This is a genomic window from Rhodococcus sp. BP22 (assembly GCF_014281965.1).
Lineage (GTDB): Bacteria > Actinomycetota > Actinomycetes > Mycobacteriales > Mycobacteriaceae > Rhodococcoides.
On sequence record NZ_JACFTB010000009.1, the window covers coordinates 140,770 to 154,671 of the forward strand.

At 60.7% G+C, this 13,902-nt stretch carries 15 protein-coding genes; 10 read left to right on the forward strand and 5 right to left on the reverse strand.

Going from position 1 to position 13,902, the window contains the following annotated elements; all coding sequences use genetic code 11:
- Positions 1 to 35: 35 nt before the first annotated feature.
- Positions 36 to 1,325, reverse strand: coding sequence for an APC family permease (locus tag H2510_RS18930; RefSeq protein WP_186629821.1), 1,290 nt, complete (start codon positions 1,323 to 1,325; stop codon positions 36 to 38).
- A 343-nt stretch (positions 1,326 to 1,668) separates the two neighbouring features.
- Complete coding sequence (locus H2510_RS18935; protein ID WP_261393048.1) at positions 1,669 to 2,118, reverse strand: hypothetical protein; 450 nt, start codon at positions 2,116 to 2,118, stop codon at positions 1,669 to 1,671.
- 288 nt (positions 2,119 to 2,406) lie between these two features.
- On the opposite strand from H2510_RS18935, the gene H2510_RS18940 reads away from it, so the two are divergent.
- From H2510_RS18940 to H2510_RS18955, 4 genes are all read left to right on the forward strand, one after another.
- Positions 2,407 to 2,910, forward strand: a complete 504-nt coding sequence (locus tag H2510_RS18940) for a nucleoside deaminase (protein ID WP_186629822.1) — start codon at positions 2,407 to 2,409, stop codon at positions 2,908 to 2,910.
- Positions 2,911 to 3,172: 262 nt separating this feature from the next.
- Complete coding sequence (locus H2510_RS18945; protein ID WP_261393049.1) at positions 3,173 to 4,513, forward strand: serine hydrolase; 1,341 nt, start codon at positions 3,173 to 3,175, stop codon at positions 4,511 to 4,513.
- A 54-nt stretch (positions 4,514 to 4,567) separates the two neighbouring features.
- On the forward strand, positions 4,568 to 5,230 hold the full coding sequence (locus tag H2510_RS18950; RefSeq protein WP_186629823.1) for a PadR family transcriptional regulator: 663 nt from the start codon (positions 4,568 to 4,570) through the stop codon (positions 5,228 to 5,230).
- A gap of 91 nt (positions 5,231 to 5,321) precedes the next feature.
- On the forward strand, positions 5,322 to 6,611 hold the full coding sequence (locus H2510_RS18955) for a lipase family protein (RefSeq protein ID WP_186629824.1): 1,290 nt from the start codon (positions 5,322 to 5,324) through the stop codon (positions 6,609 to 6,611).
- A gap of 35 nt (positions 6,612 to 6,646) precedes the next feature.
- On the opposite strand, the gene H2510_RS18960 is transcribed toward H2510_RS18955, so the two are convergent.
- Positions 6,647 to 8,245 (reverse strand): amidohydrolase, encoded by a 1,599-nt coding sequence (locus H2510_RS18960; protein WP_186629825.1) that lies wholly within the window; start codon positions 8,243 to 8,245, stop codon positions 6,647 to 6,649.
- Positions 8,242 to 9,210 (reverse strand): DMT family transporter, encoded by a 969-nt coding sequence (locus H2510_RS18965; RefSeq protein ID WP_186629826.1) that lies wholly within the window; start codon positions 9,208 to 9,210, stop codon positions 8,242 to 8,244. Before H2510_RS18965 ends, H2510_RS18960 begins: the two co-directional genes overlap by 4 nt.
- Positions 9,211 to 9,264: 54 nt before the next feature.
- On the opposite strand from H2510_RS18965, the gene H2510_RS18970 reads away from it, so the two are divergent.
- On the forward strand, positions 9,265 to 9,849 hold the full coding sequence (locus H2510_RS18970; protein ID WP_186629827.1) for a TetR/AcrR family transcriptional regulator: 585 nt from the start codon (positions 9,265 to 9,267) through the stop codon (positions 9,847 to 9,849).
- A gap of 338 nt (positions 9,850 to 10,187) precedes the next feature.
- Positions 10,188 to 10,586, forward strand: coding sequence for a VOC family protein (locus H2510_RS18975; protein WP_186629875.1), 399 nt, complete (start codon positions 10,188 to 10,190; stop codon positions 10,584 to 10,586).
- Between the two features lie 61 nt (positions 10,587 to 10,647).
- On the opposite strand, the gene H2510_RS18980 is transcribed toward H2510_RS18975, so the two are convergent.
- Positions 10,648 to 11,805, reverse strand: coding sequence for a hypothetical protein (locus tag H2510_RS18980; RefSeq protein WP_186629828.1), 1,158 nt, complete (start codon positions 11,803 to 11,805; stop codon positions 10,648 to 10,650).
- A 119-nt stretch (positions 11,806 to 11,924) separates the two neighbouring features.
- On the opposite strand from H2510_RS18980, the gene H2510_RS18985 reads away from it, so the two are divergent.
- The 4 genes from H2510_RS18985 (at position 11,925) to H2510_RS19000 (ending at position 13,894) form a co-directional block, all read left to right on the forward strand.
- Entirely contained in the window at positions 11,925 to 12,581 is a 657-nt protein-coding gene (locus H2510_RS18985) for a bifunctional 2-polyprenyl-6-hydroxyphenol methylase/3-demethylubiquinol 3-O-methyltransferase UbiG (RefSeq protein ID WP_186629829.1), read from the forward strand.
- Positions 12,582 to 12,596: 15 nt separating this feature from the next.
- Positions 12,597 to 13,070, forward strand: a complete 474-nt coding sequence (locus H2510_RS18990; protein WP_186629830.1) for a hypothetical protein — start codon at positions 12,597 to 12,599, stop codon at positions 13,068 to 13,070.
- A gap of 219 nt (positions 13,071 to 13,289) precedes the next feature.
- A complete protein-coding gene (locus H2510_RS18995; RefSeq protein WP_084345262.1) occupies positions 13,290 to 13,568 on the forward strand; it encodes a type II toxin-antitoxin system RelE/ParE family toxin in 279 nt (92 codons plus the stop codon).
- A gap of 20 nt (positions 13,569 to 13,588) precedes the next feature.
- Positions 13,589 to 13,894 (forward strand): HigA family addiction module antitoxin, encoded by a 306-nt coding sequence (locus H2510_RS19000; protein ID WP_217808534.1) that lies wholly within the window; start codon positions 13,589 to 13,591, stop codon positions 13,892 to 13,894.
- The last annotated feature ends 8 nt before the right edge of the window (positions 13,895 to 13,902 follow it).

The window sequence follows — 13,902 nt, forward strand, 5'->3', positions numbered from 1 at the left end:
TCTGGCAGCGACTTGGCCTGATCGGCCAGGAATTCCTACAGCTGGGGTGCCGGGCCACGAAAGTGCCGAAAGGCCGCTTCGATACCGAAGGACAGCGCCACCATAACTGCCAGGACGGTAGCGGGGCCGACGGTGCTCTCCGCGAGTAGTGCTGCCAGTGCGCCGGCACATGCCGTAGCTGCCAGGATGGAGATCCACGGCGTCGATCCACGCTGGCGCGCGGTGCGAGCTTCAGCGGCGTTCACTACGGCAAAGATGATGAGAAAGCCTGCGCTACCCATGGTGGAGATGCTGTTCAGGTCTAGTGCGTTCGCAAGCACGATGGTCGATCCGGAGGTGATCAGCAGCCCTTCGATCGGGTGGTTCCAGATGGGCCGTTGGAGCTGGGCAGGTAGTTCTCTCGACTTCGCGATGACGTAGATCATCCGAGTCGATCCATACAGAGTGGCGTTGATCGCTGAAGCGGTCGACAGCATCGCCGCGATGCCGATCATCGTGAACCCGACTGCTCCGAGGGCGGGGCGGGCGGCCTCGGCCAGCGCGTAGTCACGCGCGTCGATCAGGCTCGCTAACGGCACGGCTCCCACAGAGACAACAGCGACGAGCACGTACAACACGATCACGAAGAGCACCGAAATGTAGTAGGCCCTCGTGAGGGTGCGCCCGGGATCGTCGACATCCTCGGCGGTGTTGGCGATGAGTTCGAATCCTTCGTAGGCCAAGAAGATGATCATGCCGCCTGCAACGATGGAGATCGGGGAGCTCCATTGTGACGGTTCGAGCCGTTCTGCGGACACCCCCGCCAGCCCGACCACCACGAACAACACCAAGATCGCGATCTTGATCGCCACGACATAGCGCTCGGTGCGAGCGATCGTAGATGCACCGGCGATGTTGAGAACGGTGATGAGGACGATCGCCGCTGTAAGAAGGAGATGCTTGCCAAGGCTGCGAATTTCCGGTGGCAGGAAACTGGACGCGTAGCTCCCGAACGCTTGTGAATACAGCGCCAACATGACGATGTAGCTCATCCACAGCAGAACATTGATTCCACCGGAGAACAATCCCGTGCCGAACGCACGATTGACGAACGTCACCGTGCCGCCGCGGCTCGGATACGACTTCGAGAGCAGCGCATACGATCTCGCGGTCAACAACGCCACCAGTCCGGCCAGGAGAAACGCGACCGGGGCGGCGCCCTTGGTGATTTGCACCGATAGTCCGAGGACGGCGAAGATCCCGCCACCGACCATGCCTCCGACGCCGATAGCCACAACGCCCCACAATCCGATCGGATGTGAGACCGCATCAGCGGAGTGCGGCATCACCGAAGTCTATCCGCCGCAGTGCCACAATGAACGCGACGAATCCAAGCAGATCAGGAAATGCTGATCGGCCCGGTCGTTCCGGCGACCGTCCAGTGTCCGCGACATTGTCGAGAACATAGGTAAGTCCGATTCCGCAGTCGTCACGCCAGAACAATAGTCAGAAAGAGGCGGGGCAGCGTTGATCAGGACGGAACGACACATATGACAGCAGCGATGCCGACTGCAATTCGAGCCCCGGGACGGCCGAGAAGTTTACGCATGAGAAATGTCGCGTCGACTGAATCGTCTACTCCTGCTGTGGAGTGTAGGACATCGGAATCCTCTGCCAGTGCTGGACAAACTACCAATGCCAGGCACTGCCGCCGACGTTCTCGATAGTCCGTTGCAGCACTTCGATGGTTGTTACAAAGTCTGCTTCGCTGATGCCCTGCATCCGTTCTTCTTGGAGCCTGCGCTGGACCTCCGATCCAACCCGAAACTGTTCGGCACCGTGCTCGGTCTGCTCGATAACCGAACCGGACAGATGAACGAAGCCTTTCGCGACCGACGATTCGATCGCCTCGATGATGGCTTCCGGCGTGTCGTTGTGGCCGAGCTTCTCGATCGTCTCTTCCCGGTCGACACCGTCGGGATACAACGAAAGTTGGTGAAGAAGCCACCATTCGGGTTGTGAGAGCCCTACCTCGTGCAGTGCACTGCGGGTACGAGCGCGAATTGCCTCGCCAGCTCGCACGGTCCAGAATCCGATGGGCTGGCGGTTCGGTGGCTGCATGGGCATTGGTGGTGTCATAAATCCGACGATAGAACCCAATACGGAGTTGGGGGCAACTCGACACGGCAATTCGTACCGTGCGCGATACCGCCCAAGCACTTTCATCGAATGCGTGTAAAAAGCATCCGCGGTACGGGCAGGCATCTCGGCCTGATTGCCGGAGACTCAGGCGCGTTGGTCAATCGTGGTCAGACAGCCTGTATCCCTCCGCGGGCCGGGCACGAAGCGACGGCTACTTCAATAGACATGAGCAAGCTGAAGCGCTCTCGCTGCTGATCTCGGGTCCTGACAGGGCACACTCGGGATATGACGTTTCCCGATTCCGGCGATTTGGCCCATATCCATCGATGCGTCGAGCTCGCTCGCGAGGCGCTGGACGCAGGTGATAAACCGTTCGGCTCCGTGCTCGTCGACGCCGAGGGCCGGGTCCTGTTCGAGGATCGCAATCGGGTGAGTGGCGGTGACTCCACCCGCCATCCCGAATTCACCATCGTGGAATGGGCCGTAAAGAACTTGAGTAGTGAAGATCGTGCACGGACAACGGTCTACACCTCGGGCGAACACTGCCCGATGTGCTCTGCCGCTCACGCCTGGGTAGGTCTCGGCGACATCGTCATCGCGGTGACGAGTGCCCAACTCGCTGCATGGCAGCAGGAGTGGAACGTCGATCCTGGACCGGTCACACCGTTGCCCATCAGCCAGGTGGCACCATCGGTCACGGTCCGAGGACCCGTCGAGGACGTCCGCGACGAGATGCGGTCACTTCATCGTCGCAATGCAGGCCTGTCGGACGAATCAGTTTCCAGCTGAACGGGCCAGACGCTTCGCGGCTCGCTATCCGCAGTGTGACTCGTCGTTTTCCGATGTGGTCGCGTCGTTCGCGCAGACCACCAAGAGCAGCGTGCATGCCGCGGTAACCGCGAGGAGCTGTCCGGCAGTCATCGTGCAGCTGGCTTTCGCTCGAACTCCCGGTTTCAAAACGTAGCTGAATAATACTGCAATGTGCACCATGCAAGATGCATAATTCAAGGAGGAGCCTTTATCACCCCCTTCGCCCACCCAGGAGCTCACGATGCCTCCATCGATGACCCTCTCTCCCAGACGTCGGCACGCTGCAGTTGCCGCCATGCTCACGGTGATCACATTCACCGCCTCGTGCTCGTCGGACACGAGTCCTCCGGCTACCGACTCGGCAGCTACCGCGTCGTCGGCTACGAGCACGCCGTCCGGCGATAGCGCGTTGGTGCCGTTCGACACCGCCGCGATGGATGCAGTCGTCGACGAAACTGCACAGGAATTACGCGAAATCGGTATGGTCGTCCTCATCGAGACCCCCGATGGAAAGTACACAAACAGCTGGGGTGCAACAGAACTGGGCGGAACCGAGACACCGACGCTCGATACCAGCATCCGTATCGGATCCAACACGAAGACGTGGACGGGTACCGCCATTCTGCAGATGGTCCAAGAAGGAAAGTTGTCGGTAGACGACCCGGTGAGCAAGTACCGACCCGATGTGCCGAATGGGGAGAACATCACCATCGGACAAATGCTCGACATGCGCAGCGGACTCTACAATTACACCGAAACAGTGGAGCTCAATCAGGCCTTGGACGACGATCCTGGACGGGTATTTACTCCGGAGGAACTGGTCGCACTCGGACTTTCCAATCCGCCGTACTTTCCACCTGGTGAGGGGTGGCATTACTCCAACACCAACACGGTGCTCCTGGGCTTGATCGCCGAACAACTCGATGGAAAGCCGATCGACCAGATTTTTCAAGATCGGTTCTTCTCGAAACTGAACATGACCGGGACGTCGTTTCCCGCAAACACCGACACCGCAATCCCTGCGCCGTTCGCGCGGGGATACTCCTACAGCGGCAACATCGAGACTCTCGGTGAGGGCAAGGATTCGCTGTCGCCGGAGAGACTGGCCGAGATCGAGTCCGGGTCCGTATCACCGCGCGATACGACTGGCGACAATCCTTCATGGACTTGGTCGGCGGGACAGGGGATCTCGACGGTCAACGATCTCGCGACGTGGGTACAGGCGATGGTGAAGGGTGATCTTCTCGACGAAAAGACACAGAAGCTGCGCATGGATAGCGTCGCTTCCACGGACCCTGAATCACCGAAAGCCGCCAATTACGGGTACGGCATCGCACAGATGGGCCCTCTGTACGGCCACACAGGTGAGCTGCCCGGCTACAACTCGTTCATGGGATACGACCCCGTCAACGACGTGACGATGGTCATCTGGGGGAATCTTGCTCCCACAGCAGAAGGCAAAGCCCCTGCAGCACGACTAGCGGAGAAACTGATCGGCTATGTCTACGCGACGTCCGGTGGGAACGACAACGAAAATACTGCCGACGACATCGGCGAGGTAGGTGAGACGGAAGGCAACTGAACCATTCACTAGGCTCGGTGCTTTGCATCGGTAAGCACCCGGAGGAATGTCAGCGTGGCTCGTGAGGATTTGAATACGACGTCGTATGTGATCCTCGGATTGCTGGTGTCGCGAGATTGGTCGGCCTATGAGATCGCAGAACACTTCGGCAAGGGCATCGGCGAACTGTGGCCACGCGCGGACAGGCAGCGGTACAACGCCCCCAAGAAGTTACTGAACCTCGGTCTGGTTACTGCTACCAACCAGGCGGTAGGTGCTCGAAACAGGACTGTCTACTCGATTACAACGGAAGGACGCGATGCATTGGCGTCGTGGCTGTCGACAGAATCGCGTCCTTCCGCTTTCGAGTTCGAGGGCATGATCCGCGTGCTGGTGGCGGAACAAGGAAACATCGACGATCTGAGGAACAACCTCGTGATCATGCGCGATCAAGCGGCCCACAGCCGCAGCCTGTTCGGAATGAACGCCGTCCTGATCAGAGAGACAGACGGTGGATCCTTCCCGGAGCGCGAACACCTCATGGCGCTCGCCAACAACTTCATGATGGGGCACTTCAGCCACATCGTCGAGTGGGCCGAGTGGGCCCTCGGTGAAATCGCAGACTGGCCCGACACCATCTCCCCCGCTACCAGCCACCACCAACGCAGCCGCGCAATTCTCGCGGAGTCGGCCGTTTTCGCTCCCACCACCGGTAAATTTTTTACTCCGAAGCAATAAGCACTCGCATGCGAGAGGAGGACCTGCGGAAGAACCGACGAGCCGGCACCGTCCGGACGCAGATCCGACTTACAGAGGGGTAGTAAATCCCATGACTCGCCGCACCATCGAAGCGAGCAGCCGTCTCGCCGTCCTGACCGCCGTGGCGCTCGCTGTAGTGAGTTCTGCGACCGGATTGGCTGCCGCCGAACCGGCTTCACCGCCAGCGGTTCAACCATTGCCCTCGGCCGATCCGTTCTACGACTGGACCGACTCGCTCGACACTGCGGCACCTGGTGCTGTCCTACGGACCCGGCCAGCGGCGTTCGGCGCGCCTGGAATTGCCACACCGATCACGTCCACGCAGGTGCTCTACCGGACGACCGATCAACAGGGCAGCCCAGTGACGACTGTCGCGACGGTTCTGCGACCACTCGTCCCAGGACCGACCAAACTGATCTCGTTCCACACCGCTTACGACGGACTCGGCACCGAATGCGACCCGTCGTACACCCTGAGCGGACACGGCGACAGCCGTACCGCGACGATCGAGCAGACCGCCATCGCCGTGTACATGGCCGCCGGGTACACCGTCGTCGTCCCTGACTACGAGGGCGAGGATCTCGAGTGGACCATCGGACGCCAGTCGGGGTATGCAGCACTCGACGGGATCCGAGCCACGGAATCGGTTCTCGCACTGCCTGCGTCGACGCCGGTCGGGCTCATCGGTTACTCGGGTGGATCTGTGCCCACGCAGTGGGGCGCCGAAGTGGCCCCCCAATACTCACCCGAGCTGAACATCGTCGGTGCCGCAGCAGGCGGCCCGCCGGTCGATTTCGCCCGAAACCTGCCATACGTCAGTGGGTCCAAGGATTGGGCCGGCGTGATCCCCGCCCTGATCGTCGCCTACCAACGGGCGTACGGCATCGATACCGACGCATTTCTGTCGGACAAGGGCAAGAACATCGTCGACGCCGTCCAATCGAACTGCATCAGCGGTTTCGCCTCCAGCTACCCTGGGTTGACCGACACCGAAATGCTCGCAGCGCCGTACACGTCCCTCCTCCAGGTGCCTGCGGCAGTCGAGGTCGTCAACGACAACATCATGGGAAGCACGGGAACACCAACCGTCCCAATCTTTCTCGGCGTCGGCAATTCCGACGGCATCGGCGATACGGTAATGGTCACCGGTGATGTGGAAGGGCTCGCACACGAGTACTGCAACCGTGGCGTCGCGGTGACCTACGCCCAATACACCGGCTTGGACCATACCGAAGCCTTCGTACCGTTCCAGGGCCAAGCAGCCCAGTTTCTCACTGAACGCTTCGCCGGCGCCGCACCCACGAATAACTGCGCCGTGATCGGACCAGGAAACGATCTGACTCCAACACCCATCCCCTGAGCATTCGATCGACACAGGATCACTGTGCAATGGGCCTACACATCCTCGAAGACCGTCTCACCGCCGACAACGGTGCGAAGAACCTTCAGTGCCGACAGATCGACTGGGCCTTTCTCCAGTGGATCGCCGTCGAGCACGACAAAATCTGCCAACAGACCAACGGCTATCCGGCCCTTGTCAGCGGCTTCTCCGGTAATTTGCGCAGCAGCACTTGTGTAGCCGGACAACGCAACGTGCGCGCTCACCCGTTGCTCAGCGCCCAGAACGTGACCCTCACGGGTCACACGATGTACGGCGGTATTCATGGTGAAGAGCGGATCGACCGGGGTCACCGGGCAATCACAATGCAAAGCAAAAGGAAGGCCGGCAGCAACTACCGACGCAACCGGGCTGATCCGCTCACCGCGCCGCTGTCCCAAGAACCGATCGCGGTGTCGATCACCCCAGTAATAAACATGATTGACGAAAATAGAAGCGACAACGCCTAGCTCGACCATTCGTTCTATCTGATCGTCGCGCAAAGTCTGCACGTGTTCGAGGCGATGCATGATGCCGGTTGCAGGGTGCGCAGCCTGAGCCGCCGCAACAGCGTCGAGCGCAAAATCGATGGCCTGATCGCCGTTGGTGTGAATTGCAAGCTGACGCCCTGCGGCATGATGTTCGTTCACCAGTGCGTCGAGCGAGCCCGACGGAATTGCCATTCCGCCGCAATGGCATCCACCCAAATCGTGGTAGGGCTCGGTCAATGCTGCGGTATGCAGCTGAATCGAACCATCCGAAATCAGCTTGACCCCTCCCACATTCACCAAGGCGGTCGGTTCGGGAATATCGCCCAGCTGATTGTGGACACCGTGCCCGAGGTACAGGCGCGCCCGCAGTCGCAGTTCGCCGGTCTCTTCGAGTTCACGGTAGGTGCTGTACATCTCTTTCGTCACGAACATGTCGTGGAAGCTAGTCACACCTACCGAGGCCATCACTTCCTGAGCGCGCAAGAGAGCGAGACTCGAAGCTTTGGGGTCGACGGCGGGAGTCAGCTTGTACACCAGGGACATTGCCGGCACTTCACACAACTCGCCGGTCGGAACACCGTCAGCCCCACGAACGATGACTCCGCCCTCCGGATCGACCGTCGTACCATCGATACCGCACATCTGCAGAGCCACAGAGTTGACATAGACGCCGTGGCCGGACAAATGACGCACCATGATCGGATGCTGCACCGATGCCCGGTCGAGATCAGCCGTCGTCAATCCCCGATCTTCGGCCACCAGGCTGTCGTCGAATCCCCAGGCCTGGACAAGCTCGCCGGCCGGTGTTGTCGCCGCCCGCTCACTCAGCGCGGCGATGACCTCCTCGATCGTGGGGCATGCACCGGTCGTCGCATTGACGTTACTGAGCCACATGCCCCACATGATCGGGTGCAGATGCGTCTCGATGAATCCCGGAACAACCACTGCCCCAGCCAAATCCACTACCTCAACGTCGGGACCCGCCAACGCTGTGATCTCGGCGTCGGATCCGACCGCGACAAACCTGCCGCCCTTGATGATCAATGCCGTCGGCGCGGCGACAGAAGCACCGTCCATTGTCTTGATGTCACCATTGATGTAGATACGGTCGGCCGCGACGGTCATGCTTTGATCTCCATTCGTCTGCCGACAACACGCGTCGGTAATTTCGCTACAGGCTGGCGCGTCGCGACAACCACTCCGGCAAGAATCAGCACCGCGCCCAGAATTTGTACGATGCTGGGGATTTGAGATAGCAGGACGGCACCGAACAGCAGCGCCGACGCTGATTGCAGCACCAGGCTGGCTGCGATATTTCCCGCCGGCAACCGTTGGCTGGCACTCGCTACCAAAAGCCAGCCCACTACCTGAGATACCAAGGCCAACAGAATGAGCCAACCTTGCGCCGCCAAAGGTGGTGCAAGATCAAGTGTTCCGGTGACCACGCCGAACAATCCGGCCGTCACACCGGTGGCCGCAGTGGAGACCAGCATCGGCAGCCCAGTCCTACCGGCAGCACGCGTCGCCAAGCCCATCATGAAGATGTACACGGCATAGGCTCCTGCTGCAATGATCGCGAAGGAAGCACCTACCGTCGGATTGGCCCCCGTCAGCGATGTACTCATTCCCGCAACAAGCGCGACGCCGACAAAGAGCAGCGGCATACTCGTCAGTAGTGCCCGAGTGATGCGCTGACGCAGGACCACGTACCCGAGGACAGCCACGAACACGACCTGCAGGTTCAGCAGAACCGTCGACAGTCCGGCGCCGATCGAGTGGATCGCCTCATGCCAAAGAACCAGGTCGATACCCAGGAACACACCCGCGACGACGGCTTTGGTTACCCACCGACCGGGAGTCTGGTGAGCTTGCGGGCGACGTCGTTGCACGAGTACGACGATCACGAGCGGGATCAAAGCGTAGAGACACCGAAAGAATGCACCGGTCGCGGGCGAGACGCCGGACAGGTCGTACAGGATCGACGTCATCCCCAGGATGCAGGCGCCCGTGACCACTACCTGCAGATCTCGACGACGTCGAGCATCGCGAGTTGCATCGCGAACGACACCTAGGGATGGAGCATCACTCATGGTGATAAGTTATCACTTTCGCATCGCCGCGTCCCCACAAGGGAAGATGTTCACATGAGAATCCCGGTCACCCGCGAACGCATCATCACCGCCGCCGCCGAACTCGTGGACAGCCACGGGCCCGATGCCCTGGTCCTCAGTCGACTCGCCGACACCCTCGACGTGCGACAGTCAGCTCTGTACAAGCACGTGACCGGCGTCGACGATGTCCAGCATCAACTCAGCCTGCTCGCGCGACAGTTACTGGCAGAGGACCTCCGCGCAGCTGCAGTCGGGCTCGCCAAGGACGACGCCGTCATCGCACTCGCCGACGCGTGGCGTAGCTTCGTCCGCTCGCACCCCGGCCTGTACGCCATTACCGACCGCTACCCCACCGCCCCGCACGCCGACCTCGTGGCCGCCGTCGGCGAGGTTGTCGACGTCATCGATCGCGTCATCGCCGGCTACGGCTTGAGCGCGGATGATTCCGAACAAGCAGCATGGTCGCTGCGCAGCGCTTTACACGGGTTCTGTGTCCTCGAAGCGCAAGAAGGCTATCCGGCCGGTGCAGACCCCGACCGCGTATACCGACGCCTGGTGGAACTGTTGTGCGCGGGCGTTATCGGCGTTCTTACCGCCCCGGTGAGTGGTGGAAAATAGCGCTCGCCAAGCTATCTGCAAACGTCGCTAGTTCGAATGAATCTGTGTCGCCAACCCACACACCAATGCCCGCAAGGGTTCTCAGACGCCGAGAGGCGATCACGCCTCGATATCCGACTCCCTTATTGCGGCCCGCAACGCTCTCGGCGGTTCGGACTGTTCGTACCGACCCTCGGGATCGGGCACATCCATGCAGCTGTTGGCTCGGGCTCAGCGCGTCGATCATGTGCGGGCTTGTAGTCGGCATTTCCTTGTGACCGATGAGTTTCGATCCGACTAGCCGTCTACACGCTGTATCCCGACGAACCGGGTGCCGCAACCAAGGAAGTGTGACCGCAATGCCCGCCAAGATCTCCGTAAGTTTCCCGACCGCCGACCTCGAACGGAGCAAGACTTTCTACACCGCTATCGGCGCGACAATCGATCCGCTCCTCACCGACAGTAAAGTCGCCTGCCTGGTCTGGGACCACGATCTACAGTTCATGCTCCTGACTCGTGAGTTTTTCGCCGAGTTCACCCAGAAACCTGTCGCCGACCCAGCCAAGAGCGCGCAGGTCCAGATTGCGCTGGCCCTCGACTCGAGGGACGCCGTTGACACTGTCGTCCAGGCGGGTCTGCGCGCCGGAGGTTCCGAGCCTCGGCCTGCCCAGGATCACGGTTTCATGTACGACCGCGACCTGGAAGATCCTGACGGCAACAACCTGGCGTTTGTCTGCGTGGCCCTCCCGGCGGTCTAGCAGGAGCTGAGCGAGACAGCCACCGCGACATAGCCGCATCCCGACTCGAACCGAGACCGACTTATCCCACCAGTTCAGGGAATGCCTCTCGAAGTGCCACGTAGAGAACCGGAGTTTGCAAACCATACGCATGCGAAGCGTGGACGATTGTCTCGATCGCAGCCCTGTGCGGATCCGGATCCTGCGCGCTGAACAACGTAGGAATCGTCATGAACCGGGGCTCGCCTCTGCCATCGAACGGAGTCTTCGGCCGAGCACTGACGACTGTCGCGCTCGAAGACGTCGTGGCGCCTCCACCCGCGAGGTCCGCGAAAAGTGGCGCGAACGCGTCATTGATCTGCGTGATGTCTGCGAATGGTGCCGGAGGAGTTCGGTTCTCGGCTAGTGCGTCGAGCGCCGGCCGCACCCACGGCAGGTCTGCCAGTCCGGCGTGTTCGCATGCTGCGTTCGCGCAGTACACCGCGATGCGGCGCGCGGTCACGGCATCGGTAGCGAGGAGTCCGACTACGAGGTCGCGGTCGAACTCGGCGAGCGTCTGACCGCCATTGAAACCCGCGACCTGCTCGATCGGCTCCGGCCGAGCCAGACGTCGCTGTTCGAGGTCACCTCGCTCCACCATCTCCGTGCTCCCGTCCTCATGAAAGACGGTGATCCAACTCGGCTCCTCGTTGCCGTAGGGAACGGGCTCGGAGATGAGCTCGGCGTTCTCCGGCACGCCGTACCCGGGCATGTTCCACTGAATCGTTGGTCGCGTATCGCTGCCGTCGTCGGGCCAGAGCGGAATTCGCCAAGTATCGCCCGGCGTGGTGTCACCTGGCCATCCGTAATTGACAAATCCGCGGCCTGCCACCTGCACCAGATACTTCCCCTGCTGGACCGCGCAATCGACCGGACTCATGGTGGTCGAGTCGATCTGCAGCACACCCTCGGGTCCCACTTCGAGGCGATCCTCGCATATCTGCTGCCATTCATCGTCGTCGCTGGGAGGACGTGCATCGAACACTTCGACAGCAATAGGCATCTCGAAGTTGTTCTGATGAGGGTTCAGCACCACCATCGTGAGACCGTCACCCGAGTTCGGTTGCGCTGCAAGAGCGTATTCGAGAAGCGGGAACTCTTTCTCCTCGTCGCCCAAGCCTCCACGCATGTAGAACTGGCCGTGGTCCATCATCAACGTCACATGCTGCGATGTCGTCGGCTGCGAAAGCGGTTCGGTCATGACTGCACAGTGCCACGGCGTGGCACTCCCCCGCATCCTGAAAGCCGGGTGCAGCTGAGGTGGGACTCATTCCCGGCATAATGATCGAACGCGTCCCGACGAGAGGTGCCAGACCCTTCATGAACAGTGCAGACGACCGTCGACTTGCCACAGAGTCGATCAACCAAGGCGACCCGACGGGCTGGTTCGACAAGCTCTACCGCGAAGCGGCCGACGGTAACGCCGTCGTTCCATGGCATCGCGAGGAACCCAATCCGCTGATCGTGCAATGGGCGCAGAGCCGTGCGGGAGGCGGGCGCACTGCCCTCGTGGTCGGATGTGGATACGGGACGGATGCCGAATTCATCGCATCCCTCGGTTACGAGACAACAGCATTCGATGTCTCCCCGACCGCCATCGACGCTGCGCGAAGGCGTTTCCCCCAGTCTGCGGTGAACTACGAGGTTGCCGATGTTCTTGCGATGCCGACGCAGTGGCGTGGCACGTTCGACGTGGTGATCGAATCGATCACGGTTCAGTCGATGCCACTGTGGGTGCGATCCGATGCCATCGCCGCGATCGCCTCGACCGTGTCGGCGGGCGGGACATTGCTGGTCGTGTCCGGAATCCGCGAGGAAGGTGTCGATGTCGACGGACCTCCGTGGCCGTTGACCAGGACGGAGATCGAATCCTTCTCCTCCCACGGTCTTACTACTTCTGAGATCGAACTGGTGACGGCCGAGAACCGTTGGCGAGCAACTTTCGTCAACCTTCAGGGCAATACGACGGGCAACTAAGTCATGCGCTCACCAATGATTATCGGAACCCTCGTTCTGGCAGCGTCGGTGAGCGGATGCGGCAACGCCATCGACACGGACATCGTCGGTAGGACCGCACTGGCACGCGACGCCGACGGCTCCGTGCTGGTTCTGGTCGATGCATGCCGCGGCAGTGTCGATTCCATCGGAGTCCACGCCGGCCGCGAAGGACTGGCCGATAGCGAGGTGAATCCGACCCTCGGCGAACTTCGAGCAGCGAGCCCCCAATCGGGGCGAATCGAAGTGCCGCTGACTGCACCCGCCGACCCGTGGGCTGCGGATAGTGCAGTCCGACTTACGGAGGATCCCGATTCACTGTTCATCGTCATCGCATCTCTGAAAGACGAGAACGCCCAAGCGGCCCAGGTATCGGCAACACAGAGCGAGGTGGACTCTCTGCCGCCAGGGCATGTCCTCACCGCGTCATCGCATGTGGTCTCCGAAGCCGAATTCCATGACGCGTGCTGAACCAAGCCTCCCTCCGCACTGTTCGACGGCTCTACACGAGGGACCTGTGCCTATCGATGGACGACCTGGGGACTGTTTTTGTACAGCCTATGGCGGACTCGACAAAAGTCACTAGGAGCAAACAGTGACAATGAGAAGCAGTCAATCCCAATTCCATCAGCGCGAACCGTCGAGCATAACGCCTTGCGTTAATAACGTCATTCGTTATACCCTGGATGGGTGCTGCAGTCCTTCGCCAACAAAACCGCCGAACATGTCTGGAACCGCACCCGCACAAAACTCGCTCCCGAACTCCAACGCGCAGCACTGCGCAAACTGCTGATTCTCGACGCCGCGGACGACGTGAACGACCTCCGAGTCCCACCCGGCAACAGACTCGAAAAACTCAGCGGTGACCGCACCGGTCAACACAGCATCCGCATCAACCAGCAATGGCGCATCTGCTTCATTTGGACACCCGCGGGACCCATCAACGTAGAAATCGTCGACTACCACTAGAACGACAAGGAGCAACCACCATGCCAGACACCGACACCATCATGGAGCCCATCCATCCCGGCGAGATCCTCCTCGAGGACTACCTCAACCCACTCGGCATCACCCAACACAAACTTGCCGTTGCCATCGCCGTACCCCCGAGACGAATCAACGAAATAGTCCACGGAACCAGACGCATATCCCCCGACACCGCACTACGCCTCGCCCGCTACTTCAGCACCACCGAACGCTTCTGGCTCAACCTCCAAAACCGGTACGACATCGAGACCCAACGTACCCAACTGACCCACACACTCGAACAGATCATTCCGCTCAAAACTGCGTGATCTTCTGC

Bases quoted from the DNA above. Each gene is read 5' to 3' on its own strand.
- H2510_RS18930 (WP_186629821.1), bottom strand. From the start codon at position 1,325: ATGCCGCACTCCGCTGATGCGGTCTCACATCCGATCGGATTGTGGGGC.
- H2510_RS18935 (WP_261393048.1), bottom strand. From the start codon at position 2,118: ATGACACCACCAATGCCCATGCAGCCACCGAACCGCCAGCCCATCGGA.
- H2510_RS18940 (WP_186629822.1), top strand. From the start codon at position 2,407: ATGACGTTTCCCGATTCCGGCGATTTGGCCCATATCCATCGATGCGTC.
- H2510_RS18945 (WP_261393049.1), top strand. From the start codon at position 3,173: ATGCCTCCATCGATGACCCTCTCTCCCAGACGTCGGCACGCTGCAGTT.
- H2510_RS18955 (WP_186629824.1), top strand. From the start codon at position 5,322: ATGACTCGCCGCACCATCGAAGCGAGCAGCCGTCTCGCCGTCCTGACC.
- H2510_RS18960 (WP_186629825.1), bottom strand. From the start codon at position 8,245: ATGACCGTCGCGGCCGACCGTATCTACATCAATGGTGACATCAAGACA.
- H2510_RS18965 (WP_186629826.1), bottom strand. From the start codon at position 9,210: ATGAGTGATGCTCCATCCCTAGGTGTCGTTCGCGATGCAACTCGCGAT.
- H2510_RS18970 (WP_186629827.1), top strand. From the start codon at position 9,265: ATGAGAATCCCGGTCACCCGCGAACGCATCATCACCGCCGCCGCCGAA.
- H2510_RS18975 (WP_186629875.1), top strand. From the start codon at position 10,188: ATGCCCGCCAAGATCTCCGTAAGTTTCCCGACCGCCGACCTCGAACGG.
- H2510_RS18980 (WP_186629828.1), bottom strand. From the start codon at position 11,805: ATGACCGAACCGCTTTCGCAGCCGACGACATCGCAGCATGTGACGTTG.
- H2510_RS18985 (WP_186629829.1), top strand. From the start codon at position 11,925: ATGAACAGTGCAGACGACCGTCGACTTGCCACAGAGTCGATCAACCAA.
- H2510_RS18990 (WP_186629830.1), top strand. From the start codon at position 12,597: ATGATTATCGGAACCCTCGTTCTGGCAGCGTCGGTGAGCGGATGCGGC.
- H2510_RS19000 (WP_217808534.1), top strand. From the start codon at position 13,589: ATGCCAGACACCGACACCATCATGGAGCCCATCCATCCCGGCGAGATC.